Genomic DNA, 20,329 nt, shown 5'->3' on the forward strand with positions numbered 1-20,329 from the left:
GAAAGGGGAAAGAAACATGAACATCATCGAAGGAAACTTAGTCGGCACCGGGTTGAAAATCGGCATCGTCGTCGCGCGCTTTAACGAATTTATTACCGGCAAGCTCTTGTCCGGTGCCATCGACGGATTGACGCGGCATGGCGTCAGCGATAACGACATCACCGTCGCATGGGTGCCCGGCGCGTTTGAAATTCCGCTCATGGCGAAAAAAATGGCCGAGTCGAAGCAATTTGATGCTGTCATTACGCTTGGCGCCGTCATCCGCGGCGCAACAAGCCATTTCGACTACGTGTGCAGCGAGGCGGCCAAAGGTGTTTCCCATGCGGCGCTCTCAAGCGGCGTCCCCGTCATTTTCGGCGTTTTGACCACCGATACGATCGAGCAGGCGATCGAGCGGGCGGGTACAAAAGCGGGCAATAAAGGATGGGAGGCGGCTGTGTCCGCGATCGAAATGGCGAACGTCCTGCGGACGCTTGCGTAATTTGCGTAAAAAGGCATGAAATGGTTCACAATATCGGTGAGAATGTTTATAATACGTATAGAGAAAATGACAAAACCTTTTCCGTTTCGGAAAAGCGTTTGTCGATAATGAGGGATTTTTATGTTAATCCGTTACCGAAAAAACTATGAGAAAATCGCCATGGGACTGTTGTCGTTTATGCCGACGGAAAAAGACTTGAAACGGCTGCAGCAGACGATCAAACAATACGAAACGAACAGCGATTGGCAATTGTTTTTATGGAAAGAAGGGGATGACATCGTCGGCATTATCGGCGTCCTGCTGCGCGCTCCCGATGTTGTGCAAATCCAACACATTAGCGTCAACCCGTCACACCGCCATCAAGGGATCGGGAAACAGATGGTCAAGGCGTTACAAGAGGCGTACCCTGACCGCCGGCTATGCGCCAACGAGTGGACCGCCTCGTTTTTCGATAAATGTCAAACGTGCTAGCTGAATAAGAAACCCGGCGCGGCGCCGCGCTTTCGCGGGCGGCGGAAGGGAAGGCTTACTTCCCCTCTGCTTTGGCCCGCTTTTTTTGCTCGCGGGCGGCGATAACCCCCGAGCGGTCGCGACGCCGGTGTTTATCGACGAGATCAACGTCAGCGACATCGCTTGCCTGCCCCCAAACGAGCTGCCGCTCGGCGCAGGCGGCCCGGCATTGTTCATAGAGCGAGCGGTCAGCAATCGGCAGTTCGATGCTTTCATACGGTTCGCCTCGGGCGATGCGTCTAGCCGTGTTATCAAGCAAGGCAGCGAGCGTCTGATCATCGAGGCCGAGCTGGCGAACCATCCCCCCCGTTTCTTCAAGCAGTCCCCGCGCCCGTTTAATAAGGCGCAGCGCCCCTGAAATGTTGCCGCGCCGGTAATGATAGAAAGCGACTGCGATTTGGATGAGCACAAGCCATCCTTTTTTTCGGCCGTCTTGTTTCCATTGTTCTTCTAAAATTTCATGGCATTCAAAATAGTCGCGGTCACCATGGAAATGAACTAAATAATCAATATATGCTTTCGGATACATCAACCATCGTTCCTTTCGTAAAGGCCTAACCGGTTGGAAAGCAGCCTTGCCGGCGGTGCGAAGTGGAGACTGCTATCCTTCCTTCTGTCTGACGGCAACGGTTGTCGCGGTGAAGGGGAGGGACTTCTTCTTCATTATACGCCGCGGCGGTTCCAAGGGCAAAAAGCGGTTAGTTTCCGTTCGCTTCATCGTGTGATTATGGTACAATAAATATACCGCAACCGGGAACAGGATGCACGGACGATGGCTGTGGAAAAAATGGTGGGATGGATGTGCAATTGCCGTACAATGTCAAAATTGAGGCGTTTGAAGGACCGCTTGATTTGCTTTTGCATTTAATCAATCGCTATGAGATTGATATTTACAATATTCCGGTAGCGCAAATTACAGAACAGTATATGGCGTACATTCACGCCATGCAAGAGCTCGAGCTGGATATCGCCAGCGAATATTTAGTGATGGCGGCTACGCTGTTGGCAATAAAAAGCAAAATGCTGCTGCCGGCGCCGGAGGAAGAGGCCGATGGCGACATGGAGTTTGCCGAGCCGGACGATCCGCGCGAAGAGTTGATGCAGCGGCTGCTTGAGTACAAAAAATTTAAAGAAGCGGCGCGCGAGCTGAAGCGGCGCGAAGAAGAGCGGGCGCTTTTATTTACGAAGCCGCCGAGCGACTTAAGCGCGTATGCCGGTGAAAAAAAGGCGGCCGTACCGCTGGACGTCAACGTATACGATATGCTCGGCGCCTTATCGAAGCTGCTGCGCCGCAAAAAGCTGCAAAAGCCGGTGCGGACGAAAATTACCCGGCAAGATATTTCCGTCGAAAAGCGGATGGCAGAACTTTTGCATGAACTTAGGCAAACGAAAGGGCGGAAAAATTTTTATGAGCTGTTTCCGTCCTATGACCGTTCGTATATCGTCGTCACCTTTTTAGCGATTTTGGAATTGATGAAGCAAAATGAGATTATCATTGAACAAGAGCGGAATTTCGGTGATTTATTTATTGCGGCCAAACATCCGGCCGTCTAAAGCGGCGCCGGTTTGGCTGCGGCGGGCCGGCTGCACCGTTGACTTGGGGAATGGTGTGAACGTTGCCCCATAGGGATATTCACAGACGGTGCACGCCACCCGTGCGAAGCGGCTGCCGTCTCCGCAGCCATGGGAAACAGACGGAAAGGGGGACTGTTGCGCCAACTAGGAAAGCTTGGTGCAACGAAGCGCGATGGAACACCGGGAAACAGTGAAACAAGATGGTGCCAGCGCGGTGCGCCCGGCAAAGGCGATCGTTGAAGCGCTGCTGTTTGCCGCCGGCGACGAGGGGCTGTCGCTCGCGCAAATCGCCGCTGTGCTCGATGTCGGCGAATCGGAGGCGAAAGCAGTCATCGCGGCGCTGCAGGAAGATTACAGCCGGGAAGAGCGCGGCGTTCAGCTCATGGAGCTGGCCGGCGTGTTTTTGCTGACAACGAAAAAAGAGCACGCTCTATACTTAAAAAAGCTCGTTGAGGCGCCGGGGGCGTCATCGCTGTCACAGGCGGCGCTTGAGACGCTGGCCATCATCGCCTACCGCCAGCCGATTACACGTGCGGAAATTGAGGAAATTCGCGGCGTGAAAAGCGACAAGCCGCTGCAGACGCTGATGGCCCGGGCGCTCATTAAAGAAGTCGGGCGCGCTGAAGGAACCGGCCGACCGATTTTGTACGGCACAACGGCGGAATTTCTCGACTATTTTGGGCTCAACACGCTCGAGGAGCTGCCGCCGCTGCCTGAATGGGCAGATGATGGCGAGCTCGAGCGGGAAGCGGACTTGTTTTTTGAAAAATTGGCTGAAAATTTGAGCGACGAAAGGATGTAATATGGTAAACTAAAGAAAAAACGGCTGATCGGGAAGGGGTGCGCTCATGGACGTTTGCCGCTTGTACGGCGAAGAGCTGCAAAAGTCGCAGTCCAACACGTTTGAAGACTATTTTAACCGCTCGGAAGTCACCTATCGTGACGGCGGTGAAGAGCGGACGCTGTCCGTTTTGTATTTGCGTCATTTTGAGACAGCGCTGTTCGACCTGTTGCCATACGAAGGAGACCCGCTGTTTACTGCCGCCGGACGTGACATCCATTTACGCGAGATCGTCGCCCTCGTTTGCCTATGGAAAAATCCGGCTTACCGGCAGCGCCGGCGCGTCTATATTCGTGATGAAGGCGAACTGTGCCGCTATTTTGCCGCCGTTGATGCCAAAACGTTGCAGGCGTTAGTCAGCGAATGGGCGGCCTCCGGCGCCTGCCGTCTGCCGTTGTCGTCGTAACGGGAGAACGTCCGGAAGTACAGCGCTTTTTACGCTGACCGACACGACCGGTTTGGGGAGCAGCCGGAGCCGGTCGGCGGACGGGCGTTGCTTGCTGCCCGCCAAGCCCCATCACTTATTCCATGGAAACGTTCCATGGGCAACGTTTTGCCCTCCACCCGGGCATGAAAATGACGCATCAAGACGCATGCATTTTCACGAAAAAGCGGTTTCCGTCGGCGGACCGCTTTTTCTCATGTCGGCTACTCTGTCCGCGGCTTCTTCGGGTCGCACGCCGGCGGCTTTACTTCGCCGGTTGTTTCCGCTAGCTTTTGCAAGTAATAACATTCCTCGCGCGCCATATGGTCGGCCATCAGCGGCGACAGCACGCCGAGCACCTCATTGTTCAATTCCATTTCCTCAAGCTCATGCAAAAAGCTTTGGAAAATGGCCATCTCGAGTTCGATTTGTTGGTGGAAGCGGGAAAGCGCCGGGAACTGATGAATGTTGGTCCGCAAGTAGCCGGCCATTTCAATGGCTTTTAAGTAGAACGCCTCCCATTCTTTTGTAAACATATGACTTTGCTTTTTCAATTGTTTTTCCGTATGGTCGAGCCGGTCGTGAATCGCCCCGGCATGGCCGGCAGCGTCAAGCAGCCAAAGCAAATCGTGGTGGAGCGGATGAACGTGCGGCGGCCGCGCGCCTTGGACGTAACAGTTGGCGAGCCGCAGCCATTCATCAAGTTCGTTTACCATATGGTTGACAAACGTCGGTGGCAATGAAAGACGAATTTGTCCAGTCAAATGGCGCCGCAGCACGTGCAGCTTAAACGTCCGCAGCCGTTCCCCGGCCTCTTTTCCGCGGGCGATGAGCGCGGACCACGTTCCGATAGTTTCCGGCCGGCGCGCTTCGGCCAGCAAGTCGTCAAACAGGCGCTGCAGCTGTTTTGCTTCGTTAATTTCCGCTTGCTCCCTTTCGGCGAGCGCTTCAAGAAGAAAACGGCAGTGATCGCCGAGAATTTGCATCCAAAAACGGAGTTCAAAAAGCGCCTCTTGTTCCAGCGGTTTGCTCATCTGTAATTCGCGGAACCGATCGCCCGGGAGAAGCGCGATGATTCCGCTTTTTCCCTCCTTCTGTTTTTCAATGGATATCGCCCCGCTCTTATATGTATGAGTGGCCGGAATTTTGGGTGAATGCGGACAAGAACGATTTCCCTAAGCCGGCATACGATATGGCGAAAAAAGCAGGAGGAGGTTTTTACCAAATGGACGATCAAATGAGGTTCGCCCAATATGCAGCCGGGGTGAACGAATGGGGAGAGAAAGTCAAGCACGTGCTGGCTCTGCGCGGGGCAAGCACTGATGGCGCTTCATCGCTGTTGCAGTTTATCGCTGAACATGACGGCGCATGGACGGAAGAGGCGGTTCGCGAGCTCATGCGCTTTGTTGATGATGTGTACGCCGCCGCGCTTCGTCACTATGCCCTCGAAGCGGCCGAGTGGGGGAAACAAGTAGAGCTCGCCTTGTCCGCGCGCGGAGTGGCGGAGGACGTCGGCCTTTCTTCTTTGTTGGCGTACATTGAAGAACACGGAGACGAATGGACGGAGACGGAAATTGATGAATTGCAGCGTCTTGTTGACGATGTGTACGCACGAGCCGTCCGCCTTGCCGATTCGTCCGCCGATGGGCAGGAGGAAGACTTGTCGCGGCGGGAAGAAGGAGCTGTTTCGCCTGAGCAGGAAGGTGATGACGATGGAAGGGCAATTGTTGAAGGTGTAACCAAACACGAGGGGGATATCGAACAAGAGCCGGCCGTCGCGGTGGAACGGGCGGAGCCGGTCATATCCCCATCAGTGGATTCTCCTGGCGGAGAACAGCCGCACAAGGCGGATGCTGCGGACAGCGAACAGCAGCGGGCGATCCCGCCCGGCAAGCATGTGCTGCCGCCGCTGCCATATAGCTACGATGCGCTTGAGCCCCATATTTCCGAAGAAATTATGCGTCTCCACCATACGAAGCATCATCAAAGCTACGTCGACGGTCTGAACAAGGCGGAGCGCATGATGGCTGAGGCGCGCCGTACGAACAATTTTGAGCTGTTGAAACATTGGGAGCGGGAGGCGGCGTTCAACGGCTCAGGCCACTATTTGCATACAATTTTTTGGCATAACATGCATCCGGAAGGCGGCGGCGAGCCGCGCGGCGAGCTGCGGGCGCAAATGGAACGAGACTTCGGCAGCTTTGCTGCCTTCCGGCGTCACTTTACCGAAGCGGCGAAAAGTGCCGAGGGGGTTGGTTGGGCGCTGCTCGTTTGGGCGCCGCGAGCACATCGGCTCGAGATTTTACAGGCGGAAAAACACCAGCTCATGGCGCAATGGGATGTGATTCCGCTTCTTGTGCTCGATGTGTGGGAGCATGCCTACTACTTGCAATACAAAAACGACCGAGGGGCGTATATCGAACATTGGTGGAACGTCGTCAACTGGCGCAACGTCGAAGCGCGCTTTGTCGAAGCGCGGAAGCTGCGCTGGCAGCCATTTTAAACGGGCGGGGGATCTCCCGCCTGTTTTTTTTGAGCGGGCAAACGCTGCCTGGAGGGCGGTTTTTCCGGAAAGGTGATGCGCTTCATACAGATGATGCGCTCGCCGTACTTCCCCTCTTTTGGCGGGGGTTGCGCGCTTCTATAGCGATATTTTTTCATCATATTTGTCCGATCGGCGCATACACTTGTACAAAGCATGGCCTCCATGCTCAGCCTGTTTCCGTTGCAATGTTTTCTCTGTTGCGCTCATTTCAGCCTAATCGGAAAGGAGGAACAGGCGATTCCTCCCCGCTTGCCGAAGGAGGGGGATCCTCGCCAATATCGGATGAAGAGATGGAAGCGACTCGTTTGGCTCATTGCGCTCGCTGCGGGGATCATGTCATGCATTCCGGGGCGGTTGCACGCCATGGAAGGGGTGAGCGCGAAAAGCGCGATTTTAATAGAGCAGCATTCCGGGCGGATTTTGTTCGCCAAAGATGCCTATACAAAACGGCGCATCGCCAGCATTACGAAAATTATGACCGCCATTTTGGCGATTGAATCCGGAAAGCTTGATGATACGGTCACAGTCAGCGCCCGCGCCGTCCGGACGGAAGGGTCGTCAATTTACTTGCGCCAAGGGGAGAAAATGAAACTGCGCGATCTCGTATACGGACTGATGCTTCGTTCCGGCAATGACGCCGCGGTCGCCATTGCTGAACATGTCGGCGGCAGTGTCGAGGGGTTTGTGTTTTTAATGAATGAAAAGGCGGTTGAAATCGGGATGCGCGATACGGAATTCGCCAACCCGCACGGGCTGGACGATGCGGAAAACCATTATTCGACTGCTTACGATATGGCGCTGCTCATGCAATATGCGATGAAAAATGAAGAGTTTCGCCGCATTTCCGGGACGAAAGTATACCGCGCCCCCGCTCCGCCCGGCGAAGACGGGGCGCGTGTATGGCGGAATAAAAACAAGCTGCTGACAAGCCTTTACGAATATTGCACCGGCGGCAAAACCGGCTATACGAAACGGGCGCATCGCACGCTTGTGACGACAGCGTCCAAAGACGGGGTCGATTTGATTGCCGTAACGTTGGACGCCCCGGATGACTGGAACGATCATATTGCCATGTACGAATACGGATTTTCCAACTACCATATTGCAAAAATCAGCGGCGAGCGGGTCGTGAAGAAAATTTCCGACCCGTTTTACGAAGGACGGCTGCGTGCAGCCCGCGATTTGCAATATCCGGTGACCGAAAAGGAGATGGACGGGCTGCGGGTGAAAGTGTATTTGCTCAAGCCGCGCGACGAATGGAAAGACGACCCGGGCCGCGCGCCGGCGGCGGTTGGGAAGGCGGTGCTTTACTTGCGCAAGAAGGCGGTCGATGTTGTGCCGCTTTTCTACGAGCCGGAGCACGAGGAAAGCGGGCAAGGATTTTTTTTTCATTTGTTCCGGCTGTTAGGTGTGAGAATCGATGGTTAACGTGATTTGGGTGATGATGGCCGTCATCGGCATCGCCTTTGCGGCGGTCAACGGCACGATGGAGGAAGTGAACAAAGCGGTGTTTGAAAGCGCGAAAGAGGCGGTGACGATCAGCATCGGCATGATCAGCATTTTAGTGTTCTGGCTTGGGCTGATGGCGATCGCTGAGCGGGCTGGCTTGCTTACTAAAGTCGCGCGCTTGTTTATGCCGCTTGTGCGCCGCCTGTTCCCGGAAGTGCCGCCCGGCCATCCGGCGCTCGGGTATATCGTCTCGAACATGGTCGCCAACATGTTCGGACTCGGCAATGCGGCGACGCCGATGGGCATTAAGGCGATGGAGCAGCTAAAAAGGCTTAACGGCGGCCGCGATGAAGCGAGCCGATCGATGGTGACGTTTCTAGCCATTAATACGTCAAGCATTACACTCATTCCGGCGACTGTCATTTCAATCCGCATGACGTACGGGTCGGCGTCGCCGGGCGAGATTATCGGCACGACGGTTGTCGCCTCGACGATTTCGACACTCGGAGCCGTATTGATTGACCGGTATTATTATTGGAGACGAATGCGGAAAGGCAGGAAGCCATAATGGCCATCGTCCAACTTTTGTCAGTTTGGCTCATTCCAGCGTTGATCGCGTTTATTTTGCTTTATGGTACAGCGAAAAAAGTGCCGACGTATGAGGCGTTTGTCGAGGGTGGCAAGGAAGGGATCGACATCGCCTTTTCACTCATTCCGTATTTGGTTGGCATGCTTGTCTCCGTCGCCATCTTCCGCGCCTCAGGGGCGCTTGATGCGCTGATGGAGGTGATCAAGCCGTTTGCGGCCGCCGTCGGGCTGCCGGCGGAAGTTGTTCCGCTCGCCGCCATTCGCACGATTTCCGGCACAGCGGCGCTCGGGATGACGACCGATTTGATCGCGACATATGGTCCTGACTCGTTTATCGGGCGTCTCGCTTCCACCATTCAAGGCAGCACGGAAACGACGCTTTACGTCCTTACGGTCTATTTTGGCGCCGTCGGCGTCAAAAAAATGGGCGATGCGTTAAAAGTCGGCATTTTAGCGGACATCCTCAGCTTTATCGTCTCCGTTTTGATCGTTTTGCTTGTATTCGGGCGCTGACCGCGTCCGTTTTTTATTTTCCGAAAACCGGCGGGTTTTTTTGTTTGCAAGACAGGCGGGATATGTTAAAAATAAAATCGGCAAACTTGTATCTGTTAGACGGAAAGGGTAAGATGATGAAAGAGGTGAGGCAAACATGGAACGGCTGCAAAAAGTGATTGCCCGCGCCGGCATCGCGTCAAGGCGCAAGGCGGAAGAAATGATTTTGCAAGGGCGGGTGAAAGTCAACGGCCGCATCGTCACCGAACTTGGCGTCAAAGTCGGGCCGCGCGACGATGTTGAAGTCGACGGCATCCCGGTTGAGCGCGAGGAACCGGTATATTATTTGCTCTACAAGCCGCGCGGCGTCATCTCAAGCGTTAAAGATGAGAAAGGGCGCAAAGTGGTGACCGATTTTTTTAAAGACCTTCACCAACGCATTTACCCAGTCGGGCGGCTTGACTATGATACGTCCGGCCTCCTCTTGCTGACGAATGACGGCGATTTTGCCAACTTGTTGATGCATCCGCGCTATGAGATCGAGAAGGTGTATGTCGCAAAAGTGAAAGGCATCCCGACGCGCGAGCAGCTGAAGCAGCTCGAGAAAGGGGTGCTGCTCGAAGATGGCGTGACGGCGCCGGCGAAAGTGAAACTGCTCTCAGTCGACCGGAAAAAGCGGACGGCGATTGTCGAAATTCGCATCCATGAGGGACGGAATCGGCAAGTGCGCCGCATGTTTGAGGCGATCGGCTGTGAAGTGCTGAAGCTGAAGAGAGAGCGGTACGCGTTTCTCGATTTAAAAGGGCTCCGCCCTGGCGAATATCGCGAGCTGTCACCGCATGAAGTGAAACTGCTGCGGGCGATTGCCCAATCCGGGGGGAAAAAATAGTGATGAACTTTGTCACATAACGTTCATATCCACATGCATAGGGCAAAGTGAAACTTTGCTATAATGGAAAATGGGAGATTGTGAACCGCCATGCAGGACCTCTGCGGCAGCGACCGCAGGGGGGGATGAGAAACTAAAGGGGTTTGAGTGATGAAAAAACAACAGCGCTTAGTGATGAGAACGGCCATTTTGCTCGCATTGCTCGCCGCGCTCGGCTATACGATTTACGCCAACTTTTTTACCGAGAAAACGGCGGTCGCGATCGGCTCAACAGCGCCTGATTTTGTGCTGGTCGACTTGGAAGGGCGCGAACACCGTCTCTCGGACTACCGCGGCAAAGGCGTCTTTTTGAATTTTTGGGGAACGTGGTGCAAACCGTGTGAACGGGAAATGCCGTATATGAATGAACTGTATCCGGTCTATCAAAAGCAAGGAGTGGAAATTTTAGCCGTCAATGTCGGCGAACCGAAGCTAAGCGTCGAAAAGTTTGCCGAACGGTTCGGCTTAATGTTTCCGATTGTCATCGACCGCCAAGACCAAGTGCTGAATGCGTATAACGTCGGGCCGCTGCCGACGACGTTTTTGATCGATAAAAACGGCGAAGTGAAGAAAATCATTACCGGCACGATGACAAAAGAAGATATCAGGCAGCATCTAGAAAGCATTAAACCGTGAGGAGTTTTGCGCGATGGAACACGTGAAATGCGAATGCGGCCACGTTAACCCGCACGGCACAGCGTTTTGCGAGTCGTGCGGCAAGCCGCTTGAGGAGCAGGGAGAGAAACCGCTTTTAGACATGCGCTACGAAGGGAGCGCGCGCCGGTCACAAACGTACAAGCGAACGATCGTCGATCAAATTTGGGCGTTTTTTTCGTCGGTCAAAGTCGGAGTGGCGCTCATCGTCATCACACTCATCGCCTCGGCGATCGGCACGATTTTTCCGCAAGAAATGTACATCCCGCCCAACGCCAATCCGGCCGATTATTACGAAGAGCAGTACGGCTGGGCGGGAAAACTATATTACGAGCTCGGCTTTAACAATTTATACGGCTCGTGGTGGTACATTTTGCTCATCGCCTTGATCGGCGTCTCACTCGTCATTTGCAGCTTGGACCGCGTCGTGCCGCTTTACCGCGCCTTGAAACGGCAAGGGGTGAAGCGCCATCCGCACTTTTTGGAGCGGCAGCGGCTGTTTGGCGTTTCGCGCGTCAGCGATATGGACAAAGCGGTTGCTGTGCTGAAGGAGCGGCTTGCCGGGCAGCGTTACCGCGTCCGGGAAGAAGGCGGCCATCTGTTGGCCGAAAAAGGGCGCTTTTCCCGCTGGGGGCCGTATGTGAATCATGTCGGCTTGATCATTTTTTTAATCGGGGCGATGCTCCGCTCGGTGCCGGGCATGTACATTGATGAAGTGATGTGGATTCGCGAAGGGGAAACGAAAGAAATTCCCGGGACTGACGGTCAATATTTTCTAAAAAGCGAAAAGTTTATTTTTGATACGTACAAAAAAGGCGAGGACAACGAGGTGTTCAACGCCGCCATCGACCGCGTCGGAAATGGAATGATTGCGGAAAACTACCAGACGAATGTCGTCTTGTATAAGCGTGTCGACCCGGCGGTCGCCGGCGCCAAGCCGGAGCTTGAAAAAGTGAAAGAATACCCGATTCGCGTCAATGAACCGTTGAAATTTAATCATTACGCACTCTATCAAGTCGATTTCCGGCTGAACGAACCGAAGTCGATGTCGTTTGAGCTGGCCGACAAATCATCGGGCAAAACGTTCGGTACGGTGACGATAGATTTGTACGATCCGAAAGAATCATACGATCTTGGACAAGGTTACCGCGTCGAACTATTAAGCTATTTTCCTGACTTTGAGTTTGACGAAGACGGCAATCCGTCGACGAAATCGCGCGTGCCGAACAACCCGGCATTCGTCTTTAAAATGTATGCGCCGGACCGGCCGGAAGGGGAAGTCAGTTTCGTTGCCATTCAGCAAACGATCGAACCGTTTGGCGACAACAAATACAAAATGGCGTTTGCCGGACTGGAGACGCGCAACGTCTCCGGCTTAACCGTCCGCCGTGATTTCACGCTTTGGATTTTAGGGGTGGGCGGCGCGATTTTCATGATCGGATTGATTCAAGGAATGTATTGGAACCACCGCCGCGTTTGGGTGCAGCGGGTAAACGGCGAACTATGGATCGCCGCCCATACGAATAAAAACTGGTTCGGCCTGAAAAACGAGCTGCGCCGCCTGCTTGACGGCACCGGCTTAACGATGCCGGCCGATCGGCTCGAAGAAGGAAAACAAGCCGGACAGGAGGGACAAGCTCATGGACATGGCACAGCTTAGCAGCACATTGCTCTATATTTCGTTTGTGTTATATTTGATCGGCACGTTTCTTTTTGGCGGTGCCATTCGCGATAAACGGAAGGAACGGCAAGGAAAGGACCGTTGGTCGCAGCTTGGCATTGCCGTGACGATCATCGGCTTTCTCACCCAGGTCGGTTATTTTGTGACGCGCTGGATCGCTGCCGGGCATGCTCCGGTGAGCAACTTGTTCGAGTTTACGACGTTTTTTGGCATGATGCTTGTCGCCGCTTTTATCATCGTTTATTTCATTTACCGGTTGAGCGTACTCGGCCTGTTTGCGCTTCCGGTTGCGTTGCTGATCATCGCCTATGCGAGCATGTTTCCGCGTGAGATTTCGCCGCTCATCCCCGCTTTGCAAAGCGACTGGCTGCACATTCACGTGACAACGGCGGCCGCCGGGGAGGCGATTTTGGCGATCAGCTTTGTCGCCGGGTTAATTTACTTGATTCGCGTTGTCGATCAGTCGAAGCCGTCCAAGCGCACGTTTTGGCTGGAAGTCGTCATGTTTTGCCTCGTGGCGACGCTCGGCTTTGTCATCGTCTCGACGTCGTTCGGGCTTTCCGGGTATGAGGCGAAGTTTGCATGGGTTGATAAAAACGGCCAGCCGGCTGAAGTCGAGTACCATATGCCGGCGCTTGTCGGGCCGCACGAAGGGAAGCTGATGGAAGAAAGCGCAGACCGATTGACGCCGCTTGTTGAGATGCCGGCGATCATTAACGCGAAAAAGCTGAACACGGTCATTTGGTCGCTCATGGCGGGCGCGGTGCTGTATGCCGCTCTTCGTCTTCTATTGCGCAAGCGCATCGCCGCCGCGCTCAAGCCGCTTGTGAAAAACGTCAACTTGGATTTGACCGATGAAATCGGCTACCGGGCGGTGGCGATCGGGTTTCCGGTGTTTACGCTTGGGGCGCTCATTTTCGCCATGATTTGGGCGCAAATCGCCTGGACGCGCTTTTGGGGCTGGGATCCGAAAGAAGTATGGGCGCTCATTACGTGGCTGTTTTACGCCGCTTTTTTGCACCTCCGGCTGTCAAAAGGGTGGCATGGGGAAAAGTCGGCATGGCTTGCCGTCATCGGCTTTGCCATCATCATGTTCAACTTAGTGGCGGTCAACCTCGTCATCGCGGGGCTGCACTCGTACGCCGGAATGTAAGCGCAAGGCAAACGGATGCCCTATTGGCGGGCATCCGTTTTTTCAGTAAACTAGAAAATGGGGGACTGTTTCTAGCTGATGAAGGAGGGTGTTTTGGCATGGAGAAGCAAGAAAAGCCGGTTCATATTTTGGTGGTGGATGATGAGGAGCGCATCCGTCGGCTGTTGAAAATGTATTTGGAACGGGAACATTATGTCATTGATGAAGCCGGTGATGGAAATGAAGCGCTCGAGAAGGCGTTGACCAACGACTACGATGTCATTTTGCTTGATTTGATGCTGCCGGGTAAAGACGGCATTGACGTCTGCAAAGAAATTCGCGAGCAAAAAACGACGCCGATCATTATGCTGACGGCCAAAGGCGAGGAGTCGAACCGCGTTCAAGGATTTGAAGTCGGCACGGACGACTATATCGTCAAGCCGTTTAGCCCGCGCGAAGTCGTCTTGCGCGTCAAAGCGCTGCTGCGCCGCGCGGCCAATGCCGCTTACGTGCCGGCGGAGACGACAGCGAAAGACGTGCTCGTGTTTCCGCACTTGACGATTGACAATGACGCCCACCGGGTGACGGTTGACGGCCAAGAAGTAAGCTTGACGCCGAAAGAATACGAGTTGCTTCTCTTTTTAGCCCGCTCGCCGGACAAAGTGTTTGACCGCGAGCAGCTGCTGAAAGAAGTCTGGCATTATGAGTTTTTCGGCGATTTGCGCACAGTGGACACCCATATTAAACGGCTGCGCGAAAAGCTGAACAAGGCGTCGGCGCAAGCCGGGAAAATGATCGTCACCGTCTGGGGCGTCGGCTACAAGTTTGAGGCAGTGAGCGACTGATGTGGCTGTTTCGCAGTGTCGTCGGCAAGCTTTGGTTTACGATTTTGCTGCTTGTGGCATGTGTTCTCTTTATTCTAACGATTTTGCTCATTAAATTTTTCGAGGATTACTATGTCCAAGAGGCAGAGAACGATTTAACCCGCCTGGCGACAAAAGTGGCGGATGTGATGCACGATTACCGCGATGAACAGCTCGCCCGTTCGATCGCCTGGACGCTCGTTGACAACCGCTCGAAGGCAGTTATCGTCGCTGACGAGTCGCACTATTGGTATTCACCCGATGGTGCTGACCTGCATGACGTGCCGCTGTCGTTCATCCGCCAAGATGCCGACTTGCGGCGCGTCCTCACCGATCAGACGACGGTGAAAAAACGCCTGTACGCGCCGGAGTGGCAACAAAATGAAGAGCTGCCTTACGACATGATTATCGTTGGCGTGCCGATGTCGATGCCGGACGGCAGCCGCGGCGCCGTTTTCATTTACCAGTCGCTCGAAGCGATCGCTGACGCGACGGAGCATACGAAAGAGCTCATTTTTCTCGCCGCCTTTATCGCCATTATTATGACGACGTTTTTCGCTTTCTTCTTATCGACGCGCATCACCGCCCCGCTCCGGAAAATGCGCCAAGCTGCGTTTGAAGTGGCGCGCGGCCATTTTGACACGAAAGTGCCGATTTTAACGAACGATGAAATCGGGGGGTTGGCGATGGCGTTCAACCAAATGGGAAGGCGGCTCCAATTTAACATCAACGCGTTGAACCAAGAGAAAGAACAGCTCGCCAGCATTTTAAGCAGCATGGCCGACGGTGTCATTACGTTCAACCGCGACGGGGAAATTTTGATTACGAACCCGCCGGCTGAGCGATTTTTGCAGGCGTGGTACTTTGAACAAGGAAACGATGTCGAGGCCATGGCGCCGCTGCCGCCGCAAGTGAAAGAACTGTTCGCCCGCGTCGTCCGCGAGGAGAAGGAGCAATCGATCGAAGTGACGCTGCAAGGGCGGACGTGGGTCATTTTAATGACGCCGTTGTACGGCAAAACGACGGTGCGCGGCGCGGTTGCCGTCTTGCGCGACATGACTGAGGAGCGGCGGCTTGACAAATTGCGCAAAGATTTTATCGCCAACGTTTCCCATGAACTGCGCACGCCGATCGCCATGCTGCAAGGCTACAGCGAGGCGATCATCGATGACATCGCAGCGAGCGAAGAAGAGAAAAAAGAAATGGCGAAAGTCATTTACGACGAATCATTGCGCATGGGCCGCCTTGTTAACGATTTGCTCGATCTTGCCCGCATGGAGGCCGGCCATATTGAGCTGCACTATGAACAGGTGAAGCTCGCTCCTTACATTGAGCGGGTGATCCGCAAGTTTCACGGGTTGGCGAGAGAAAAAGGGATCGAGTTGGCGGCTGAACTTCGCGATGGCGACATGGACATCGCGTTTGACCCGGATCGGATTGAGCAAGTATTGACCAATTTAATTGACAACGCCATCCGTCATACGGAAACAGGCGGCTCCGTCCGGCTGATTGCCGAACGGAGCGGCGACGGCGTGACGATCCACGTTCAGGACTCGGGCTCCGGCATCCCGGAAGAAGACTTGCCGTTTGTGTTCGAGCGGTTTTACAAAGCGGATAAAGCGCGCACGCGCGGCCGCTCCGGCACCGGATTAGGACTTGCCATCGCCAAAAACATCGTCGAAGCGCATAAAGGGCTCATTACCGTTCACAGCAAGCAGAACGAAGGAACGACGTTTTCGCTTTATTTGCCGGCCCGCGGGCCGAAAGGAACTTGACGTTGCGCAAAGGGGGGCGGTTGACCGTTTCCCTCTTTTTTTACGGCGACGTTTGTTTAACTGGTATAGACAACTAGAATATATGATGTTATGATCAAGGTGGAAGGAGAGATGGCCATGAAACGGTGGCTGCTGAAAAACGCTACAGTGTATGCGGAAACGGGGAAAATCGAACAAGGGTATGTGCTGATCGCAGGAGAGAAAGTGGCCGACATCGGTCCGATGTCGTTATGCCCAACCGATATCGATGCGAAAGTGGTCGAGCTTTCCCCGCAGTTTGCTGTCGTGCCTGGTTTCATTGACGTTCATATCCATGGGGCGGCGGGGGCCGATGTGATGGATGCAACGCCGGCGGCGCTTCACACGATGGCCAACACCTTGCCGGCGGAAGGGACGACAAGTTTCCTGGCGACGACAATGACGGCGCCAAGTGAACAAATTGAAGCGGCGCTTCGAAATGTCGCCCGTTATATGGCTGAGGCGAATCGCCCGGGGGCGGCGGAGGTGCTCGGCGTTCATTTGGAAGGGCCGTTTTTGTCGCCGAAGCGCGCCGGGGCGCAACACCCGCGCCATCTCGTCGACCCTGACGTTTCGCTGTTTCAGCGCTGGCAAGAAGCAGCCGGCGGACACATTCGCCTTGTGACGCTTGCCCCGGAGCGGGACGAGGGGCTTGCGCTCACCGCCTATTTAAAGGAAACGGGGGTGATCGCTTCGATCGGCCATTCCGATGCCGTCTACGAAGAAGTGAAAGCGGCCATCGCCGCCGGGGTGACGCACGCTACTCATTTATTTAACGGGATGCGCGGCATTCACCACCGCGAGCCGGGCGTGGCCGGCGGAGTGCTCATGCATGAGGAAGTCATGTGCGAACTGATCGCCGACGGGCTGCACGTCGCGCCGCCAATGGTTCGTTTCGCTTACCGGAATAAAGGAAGCGAGGGACTCATATTAATCACCGATGCGATGCGCGCCAAATGTCTTGGCGACGGGCAATACGATCTCGGCGGCCAGGAAGTGTCCGTCCGCGGCGGGGAGGCCCGGCTTGCCGACGGCACGCTGGCGGGAAGCGTACTCAAGCTTGGCGAGGCCATTCGCCATGTGCTCGACTATACCGGCTGCACGCTCGAAGAGGTCATCCGCATGGCGAGCTGGAATCCGGCTAAGCAGCTCCGTGTGTCTGACCGGAAAGGAAGTTTGCATCCGGGCAAAGATGCCGACCTTGTCATCTTGAACGAACAATACGAAGTGATCATGACGTTTTGCCGCGGTGTGCTTGCCTACAGCAAGCCAATCGGAACAGAAAGGCTAGGAACAGGGGGGAACGGCCATGAAGCTCATCGAAACAGCTGATTACGCCGACATGAGCCGCCGGGCGGCAGAAATCATCACTGGACAGGTCAGGGAAAAGGCCGACGCCGTCCTTGGCTTGGCGACGGGCTCAACGATGCTCGGCGTGTACCGTCAATTGGCCGCCGATCACCGGCAACATGGGACATCGTATCGGCTCGTGCGCACGGTCAATTTGGATGAATACGTAGGCCTTGGCCCGGATCATCCGAACAGCTATCGCCATTATATGAATGAGCATTTGTTTTCAAAGCTTGACATCCCGCTTCATCAGACGCATGTGCCGAATGGGTTGGCCGCTGATCTTGATGAAGAATGCCGCCGCTATGAGCGGCTCATCGACGAATTGGGCGGCATCGACTTGCAGCTTTTGGGCATCGGCCGCAACGGCCATATCGGCTTTAACGAGCCAGGGACGCCGTTTTCATCCGCCACCCACGTCGTCAAGCTCGCCGCTTCCACGCGCGAGGCGAACGCCCGTTTTTTCCCGTCGCTTGATGCGGTGCCGCGCCAGGCGATTACGATGGGAATCGCTACCATTTTGCGAAGCCGCCGCATCGTGCTGTTGGCGTCGGGAGCGGCAAAAGCAGAGGCGATCGCCCGGCTGGTTGAAGGCATCGTATCGCCCGAACTGCCGGCTTCAGCGCTTCACCTTCATCCGGACGTCACCATCATTGCCGACCAGGCGGCGCTCACGCTCATTCCGAAGGAAAAGCGGCGGGTGGATGCGCCATGATCGATAAACAATCGCCAATTCCGATTTACTATCAGCTCGAGCAATATATGAAAGAAAAGATCGAAAAGGGAGAATGGCGGCCGGGGGAGATGATTCCGTCCGAGCGCGAACTGGCCGAAATGCATGCCATCAGCCGGATGACGGTAAGGCAGGCGGTCAACAATTTGGTGAACGATGGCTATCTCATCCGCCGGCGCGGAAAAGGGACGTTTGTCGCTGCGAACAAAATCGAGCAGCCGCTCAAAGGGCTGACGAGTTTTTCGGAAGATATGCGGGCGCGCGGCATGGAGCCGGGCACCGTTGTTCTTGGCTTTGAAACGATCCCCGCCTCTTTGACGCTGGCAGCATGGCTTAGCGTCAGCGAAGGCGCCCCTCTTTACGAAATCCGCCGCCTCCGCCTGGCCGACGGGGCGCCGATGGCGTTGGAGACGCTGTACATTCCGGTCAATCTCGTCCCCGGACTGACGCGTGATGTTGTAAGCGGTTCCGTCTATGAATTTATTGAAAAAACGCTCGGGCTTTCAATCGGCACAGCGGTTCAGGCGCTTGAAGCGTCGGTCGCGCGCCAACTGGAAGCGGAATGCTTGCAGATCAAAGAAGGAGCGCCCGTGCTGCTGCTTGAGCGGCGCACGTGCCTCGCCGATGGCCGGCCGGTTGAAGTCGTCAAATCGGTGTATCGCGGGGATCGATACAAGTTCACGGTTGAAATGGAGCGGCGAAAATAGTAAAAAAGAGGAGGAATAGATTCCTTATGTTAGGATTTTTACAGCGTTTAGGAAAAGCATTAATGTTGCCGATTGCCGTATTGCCGGCGGCGGGGCTGTTGCTCCGGCTCGGCCAGCCTGATTTATTGAACGTGCCATTTATCGCCGCCGCAGGCGATGCGGTGTTTTCCAATTTAGCGCTCATTTTTGCCATCGGTGTGGCCATCGGTTTTTCAAAGGACGGCAACGGTGCGGCGGCACTGGCCGGAGCGATCGGCTATTTTGTGTTGACGAAAGGCGCCGCGGCGATTGATAAAGACATCAATATGTCCGTGTTGGGCGGCATCATCTCCGGGGTGATCGCCGGGCTTTTATACAACCGTTACCATGATATCAAGCTGCCGGATTGGCTTGGTTTCTTCGGCGGCCGGCGGTTTGTGCCGATCGTGACATCGCTTGTTATGCTCGTTCTCGCTCTCGTTTTCGGCTACATTTGGCCGCCGATTCAAGATGGCATCAACGCGGTCGGCCATTGGATCGTTGGCGCCGGTGCGGTTGGCGTCGGCATTTTCGGGTTCCTCAACCGGTTGCTCATTCCGGTCGGATTGCACCATGTATTAAACAGCTTCGTTTGGTTTGTGTTTGGCGAGTATAACGGGAAAACGGGCGATTTAAGCCGCTTTTTCGCCGGCGACCCCGATGCGGGCATTTTCATGGCCGGCTTTTTCCCGGTGATGATGTTCGGCCTCCCGGCAGCGGCGCTGGCGATGATTGCCGCAGCGAAAAAAGAGCGGCGCAAGGCAGTGGCGGGCGCGCTTCTTGGTGTGGCATTGACGTCGTTTTTAACGGGGATTACAGAGCCGATTGAATTTCTCTTCATGTTTTTGTCGCCATTGCTGTACGTCGTCCATGCCGTGCTGACCGGGCTGTCGCTGGCGGTGGCGACGATGCTTGATATCCGCCACGGGTTTACGTTCTCGGCCGGGGCGATCGACTTTTTCTTAAACTACGGCATTGCGCAAAAGCCGTATTTGTTGCTCATTCAAGGACTTGTGTATGCCGTTGTCTATTTCGTTGTCTTCTATTTCCTTATTACAAAGCTCGATTTGAAAACGCCGGGCCGTGAAGATGAGGTAGAGGGCGAGTTTGCCGACAGCGGTGCGGCAAAGTCGGGCGTCAAATACGAAGAGCTCGCGGTGAAGTATATTAAGGCGCTGGGAGGAAAAGAAAATCTTACGCAAATTGACAACTGTGTGACACGCTTGCGCCTAAAAGTAAAAGACATGGCAAAAGTCAATGAAACAGAATTGAAGCGTTTGGGAGCGAAAGGAGTTCTTCGCCTCAACCAGACGGACTTGCAAGTGATTATTGGCACGGATGTCGAATTTTTGGCCAATGCCATGAGAAGACAATGAAACGATGAGGCTGACCCAAAGCATACTCACGTTTTGGGTCGGCCTTTTTTTATGGGAGCGAAATGGAGGGAAACGTCATTTTAGAACACAGATCAGAGAGTTGGAGGAACGGGTTGCTTCCGTGGAAAACAGCTATCATTGCACCGCAGCTTCTGTTTTCATTTTGTGATAAAATAAAGAGCAAAACAG

General features: G+C 54.7%; 21 protein-coding genes. 19 read left to right on the top strand and 2 right to left on the bottom strand.

Annotated features, from left to right (window positions below):
* The first annotated feature begins 16 nt into the window (after positions 1 to 16).
* Together ribH and ACTVDO_RS02110 are read left to right on the top strand one after the other, a co-directional pair.
* Complete coding sequence (gene ribH / locus ACTVDO_RS02105) at positions 17 to 481, top strand: 6,7-dimethyl-8-ribityllumazine synthase (protein WP_020960409.1); 465 nt, start codon at positions 17 to 19, stop codon at positions 479 to 481.
* A 120-nt stretch (positions 482 to 601) separates the two neighbouring features.
* Positions 602 to 952, top strand: a complete 351-nt coding sequence (locus ACTVDO_RS02110) for a GNAT family N-acetyltransferase (protein WP_020960408.1) — start codon at positions 602 to 604, stop codon at positions 950 to 952.
* A 55-nt stretch (positions 953 to 1,007) separates the two neighbouring features.
* On the opposite strand, the gene ACTVDO_RS02115 is transcribed toward ACTVDO_RS02110, so the two are convergent.
* Complete coding sequence (locus ACTVDO_RS02115) at positions 1,008 to 1,520, bottom strand: DUF309 domain-containing protein (RefSeq protein ID WP_020960407.1); 513 nt, start codon at positions 1,518 to 1,520, stop codon at positions 1,008 to 1,010.
* A gap of 266 nt (positions 1,521 to 1,786) precedes the next feature.
* Here ACTVDO_RS02115 and ACTVDO_RS02120 point away from each other — a divergent pair, with 266 nt between their 5' ends.
* From ACTVDO_RS02120 to ACTVDO_RS02130, 3 genes are all read left to right on the top strand, one after another.
* Entirely contained in the window at positions 1,787 to 2,545 is a 759-nt protein-coding gene (locus ACTVDO_RS02120; RefSeq protein ID WP_020960406.1) for a segregation/condensation protein A, read from the top strand.
* Between the two features lie 193 nt (positions 2,546 to 2,738).
* The gene (scpB, locus tag ACTVDO_RS02125; protein WP_442900963.1) at positions 2,739 to 3,368 is read left to right on the top strand and encodes an SMC-Scp complex subunit ScpB; all 630 of its coding nucleotides are present in this window, start codon (positions 2,739 to 2,741) and stop codon (positions 3,366 to 3,368) included.
* Positions 3,369 to 3,414: 46 nt separating this feature from the next.
* Positions 3,415 to 3,813 (top strand): hypothetical protein, encoded by a 399-nt coding sequence (locus ACTVDO_RS02130; RefSeq protein WP_020960404.1) that lies wholly within the window; start codon positions 3,415 to 3,417, stop codon positions 3,811 to 3,813.
* 242 nt (positions 3,814 to 4,055) lie between these two features.
* Here the strand turns inward: ACTVDO_RS02130 and ACTVDO_RS02135 are convergent, their stop codons facing one another.
* The gene (locus tag ACTVDO_RS02135; protein ID WP_442900944.1) at positions 4,056 to 4,865 is read right to left on the bottom strand and encodes a DUF2935 domain-containing protein; all 810 of its coding nucleotides are present in this window, start codon (positions 4,863 to 4,865) and stop codon (positions 4,056 to 4,058) included.
* 191 nt (positions 4,866 to 5,056) lie between these two features.
* Here ACTVDO_RS02135 and ACTVDO_RS02140 point away from each other — a divergent pair, with 191 nt between their 5' ends.
* The 14 genes from ACTVDO_RS02140 (at position 5,057) to nagE (ending at position 20,140) form a co-directional block, all read left to right on the top strand.
* The gene (locus tag ACTVDO_RS02140; RefSeq protein WP_023817674.1) at positions 5,057 to 6,334 is read left to right on the top strand and encodes a superoxide dismutase; all 1,278 of its coding nucleotides are present in this window, start codon (positions 5,057 to 5,059) and stop codon (positions 6,332 to 6,334) included.
* Positions 6,335 to 6,658: 324 nt separating this feature from the next.
* Complete coding sequence (locus ACTVDO_RS02145; RefSeq protein WP_442900964.1) at positions 6,659 to 7,804, top strand: D-alanyl-D-alanine carboxypeptidase family protein; 1,146 nt, start codon at positions 6,659 to 6,661, stop codon at positions 7,802 to 7,804.
* Complete coding sequence (locus ACTVDO_RS02150) at positions 7,797 to 8,393, top strand: nucleoside recognition domain-containing protein (protein ID WP_020960400.1); 597 nt, start codon at positions 7,797 to 7,799, stop codon at positions 8,391 to 8,393. Before ACTVDO_RS02145 ends, ACTVDO_RS02150 begins: the two co-directional genes overlap by 8 nt.
* Positions 8,393 to 8,926 carry a spore maturation protein gene (locus ACTVDO_RS02155; protein WP_020960399.1) on the top strand — a complete coding sequence of 178 codons (534 nt, stop codon included), beginning with the start codon at positions 8,393 to 8,395 and terminating at the stop codon, positions 8,924 to 8,926. Before ACTVDO_RS02150 ends, ACTVDO_RS02155 begins: the two co-directional genes overlap by 1 nt.
* A gap of 136 nt (positions 8,927 to 9,062) precedes the next feature.
* Positions 9,063 to 9,794 (top strand): pseudouridine synthase, encoded by a 732-nt coding sequence (locus ACTVDO_RS02160; protein ID WP_020960398.1) that lies wholly within the window; start codon positions 9,063 to 9,065, stop codon positions 9,792 to 9,794.
* A 150-nt stretch (positions 9,795 to 9,944) separates the two neighbouring features.
* A complete protein-coding gene (resA, locus tag ACTVDO_RS02165; protein ID WP_442900945.1) occupies positions 9,945 to 10,469 on the top strand; it encodes a thiol-disulfide oxidoreductase ResA in 525 nt (174 codons plus the stop codon).
* Positions 10,470 to 10,482: 13 nt separating this feature from the next.
* On the top strand, positions 10,483 to 12,147 hold the full coding sequence (locus tag ACTVDO_RS02170) for a cytochrome c biogenesis protein ResB (protein ID WP_020960396.1): 1,665 nt from the start codon (positions 10,483 to 10,485) through the stop codon (positions 12,145 to 12,147).
* Positions 12,134 to 13,321: a c-type cytochrome biogenesis protein CcsB gene (gene ccsB / locus ACTVDO_RS02175; protein ID WP_041267950.1), complete on the top strand. Its 1,188-nt coding sequence runs from the start codon at positions 12,134 to 12,136 to the stop codon at positions 13,319 to 13,321. Before ACTVDO_RS02170 ends, ccsB begins: the two co-directional genes overlap by 14 nt.
* A 98-nt stretch (positions 13,322 to 13,419) precedes the next feature.
* Positions 13,420 to 14,145, top strand: a complete 726-nt coding sequence (locus ACTVDO_RS02180; RefSeq protein WP_020960394.1) for a response regulator transcription factor — start codon at positions 13,420 to 13,422, stop codon at positions 14,143 to 14,145.
* Complete coding sequence (locus tag ACTVDO_RS02185; protein ID WP_020960393.1) at positions 14,145 to 15,938, top strand: ATP-binding protein; 1,794 nt, start codon at positions 14,145 to 14,147, stop codon at positions 15,936 to 15,938. Before ACTVDO_RS02180 ends, ACTVDO_RS02185 begins: the two co-directional genes overlap by 1 nt.
* 117 nt (positions 15,939 to 16,055) lie before the next feature.
* Positions 16,056 to 17,288 carry an N-acetylglucosamine-6-phosphate deacetylase gene (nagA, locus tag ACTVDO_RS02190; protein ID WP_020960392.1) on the top strand — a complete coding sequence of 411 codons (1,233 nt, stop codon included), beginning with the start codon at positions 16,056 to 16,058 and terminating at the stop codon, positions 17,286 to 17,288.
* Positions 17,266 to 18,021 (top strand): glucosamine-6-phosphate deaminase, encoded by a 756-nt coding sequence (gene nagB, locus ACTVDO_RS02195; RefSeq protein ID WP_020960391.1) that lies wholly within the window; start codon positions 17,266 to 17,268, stop codon positions 18,019 to 18,021. Before nagA ends, nagB begins: the two co-directional genes overlap by 23 nt.
* Positions 18,018 to 18,746 (top strand): GntR family transcriptional regulator, encoded by a 729-nt coding sequence (locus ACTVDO_RS02200; RefSeq protein ID WP_020960390.1) that lies wholly within the window; start codon positions 18,018 to 18,020, stop codon positions 18,744 to 18,746. The genes nagB and ACTVDO_RS02200 overlap by 4 nt, the downstream gene beginning before the upstream one ends.
* A gap of 26 nt (positions 18,747 to 18,772) precedes the next feature.
* A complete protein-coding gene (gene nagE / locus ACTVDO_RS02205; protein WP_442900946.1) occupies positions 18,773 to 20,140 on the top strand; it encodes an N-acetylglucosamine-specific PTS transporter subunit IIBC in 1,368 nt (455 codons plus the stop codon).
* The last annotated feature ends 189 nt before the right edge of the window (positions 20,141 to 20,329 follow it).

This window comes from Geobacillus sp. BK01, from assembly GCF_052220245.1.
GTDB lineage: Bacteria > Bacillota > Bacilli > Bacillales > Anoxybacillaceae > Geobacillus.

Bases quoted from the DNA above. Each gene is read 5' to 3' on its own strand.
- ACTVDO_RS02180 (WP_020960394.1), top strand. From the start codon at position 13,420: ATGGAGAAGCAAGAAAAGCCGGTTCATATTTTGGTGGTGGATGATGAG.
- nagE (WP_442900946.1), top strand. From the start codon at position 18,773: ATGTTAGGATTTTTACAGCGTTTAGGAAAAGCATTAATGTTGCCGATT.
- nagA (WP_020960392.1), top strand. From the start codon at position 16,056: ATGAAACGGTGGCTGCTGAAAAACGCTACAGTGTATGCGGAAACGGGG.
- scpB (WP_442900963.1), top strand. From the start codon at position 2,739: ATGGAACACCGGGAAACAGTGAAACAAGATGGTGCCAGCGCGGTGCGC.
- ACTVDO_RS02185 (WP_020960393.1), top strand. From the start codon at position 14,145: ATGTGGCTGTTTCGCAGTGTCGTCGGCAAGCTTTGGTTTACGATTTTG.
- ccsB (WP_041267950.1), top strand. From the start codon at position 12,134: ATGGCACAGCTTAGCAGCACATTGCTCTATATTTCGTTTGTGTTATAT.
- ACTVDO_RS02120 (WP_020960406.1), top strand. From the start codon at position 1,787: ATGGATGTGCAATTGCCGTACAATGTCAAAATTGAGGCGTTTGAAGGA.
- ACTVDO_RS02140 (WP_023817674.1), top strand. From the start codon at position 5,057: ATGGACGATCAAATGAGGTTCGCCCAATATGCAGCCGGGGTGAACGAA.
- nagB (WP_020960391.1), top strand. From the start codon at position 17,266: ATGAAGCTCATCGAAACAGCTGATTACGCCGACATGAGCCGCCGGGCG.
- ACTVDO_RS02115 (WP_020960407.1), bottom strand. From the start codon at position 1,520: ATGTATCCGAAAGCATATATTGATTATTTAGTTCATTTCCATGGTGAC.
- ACTVDO_RS02150 (WP_020960400.1), top strand. From the start codon at position 7,797: ATGGTTAACGTGATTTGGGTGATGATGGCCGTCATCGGCATCGCCTTT.
- ACTVDO_RS02200 (WP_020960390.1), top strand. From the start codon at position 18,018: ATGATCGATAAACAATCGCCAATTCCGATTTACTATCAGCTCGAGCAA.
- ACTVDO_RS02145 (WP_442900964.1), top strand. From the start codon at position 6,659: ATGAAGAGATGGAAGCGACTCGTTTGGCTCATTGCGCTCGCTGCGGGG.
- resA (WP_442900945.1), top strand. From the start codon at position 9,945: ATGAAAAAACAACAGCGCTTAGTGATGAGAACGGCCATTTTGCTCGCA.
- ACTVDO_RS02155 (WP_020960399.1), top strand. From the start codon at position 8,393: ATGGCCATCGTCCAACTTTTGTCAGTTTGGCTCATTCCAGCGTTGATC.
- ribH (WP_020960409.1), top strand. From the start codon at position 17: ATGAACATCATCGAAGGAAACTTAGTCGGCACCGGGTTGAAAATCGGC.
- ACTVDO_RS02130 (WP_020960404.1), top strand. From the start codon at position 3,415: ATGGACGTTTGCCGCTTGTACGGCGAAGAGCTGCAAAAGTCGCAGTCC.
- ACTVDO_RS02160 (WP_020960398.1), top strand. From the start codon at position 9,063: ATGGAACGGCTGCAAAAAGTGATTGCCCGCGCCGGCATCGCGTCAAGG.
- ACTVDO_RS02135 (WP_442900944.1), bottom strand. From the start codon at position 4,865: ATGAGCAAACCGCTGGAACAAGAGGCGCTTTTTGAACTCCGTTTTTGG.
- ACTVDO_RS02110 (WP_020960408.1), top strand. From the start codon at position 602: ATGTTAATCCGTTACCGAAAAAACTATGAGAAAATCGCCATGGGACTG.
- ACTVDO_RS02170 (WP_020960396.1), top strand. From the start codon at position 10,483: ATGGAACACGTGAAATGCGAATGCGGCCACGTTAACCCGCACGGCACA.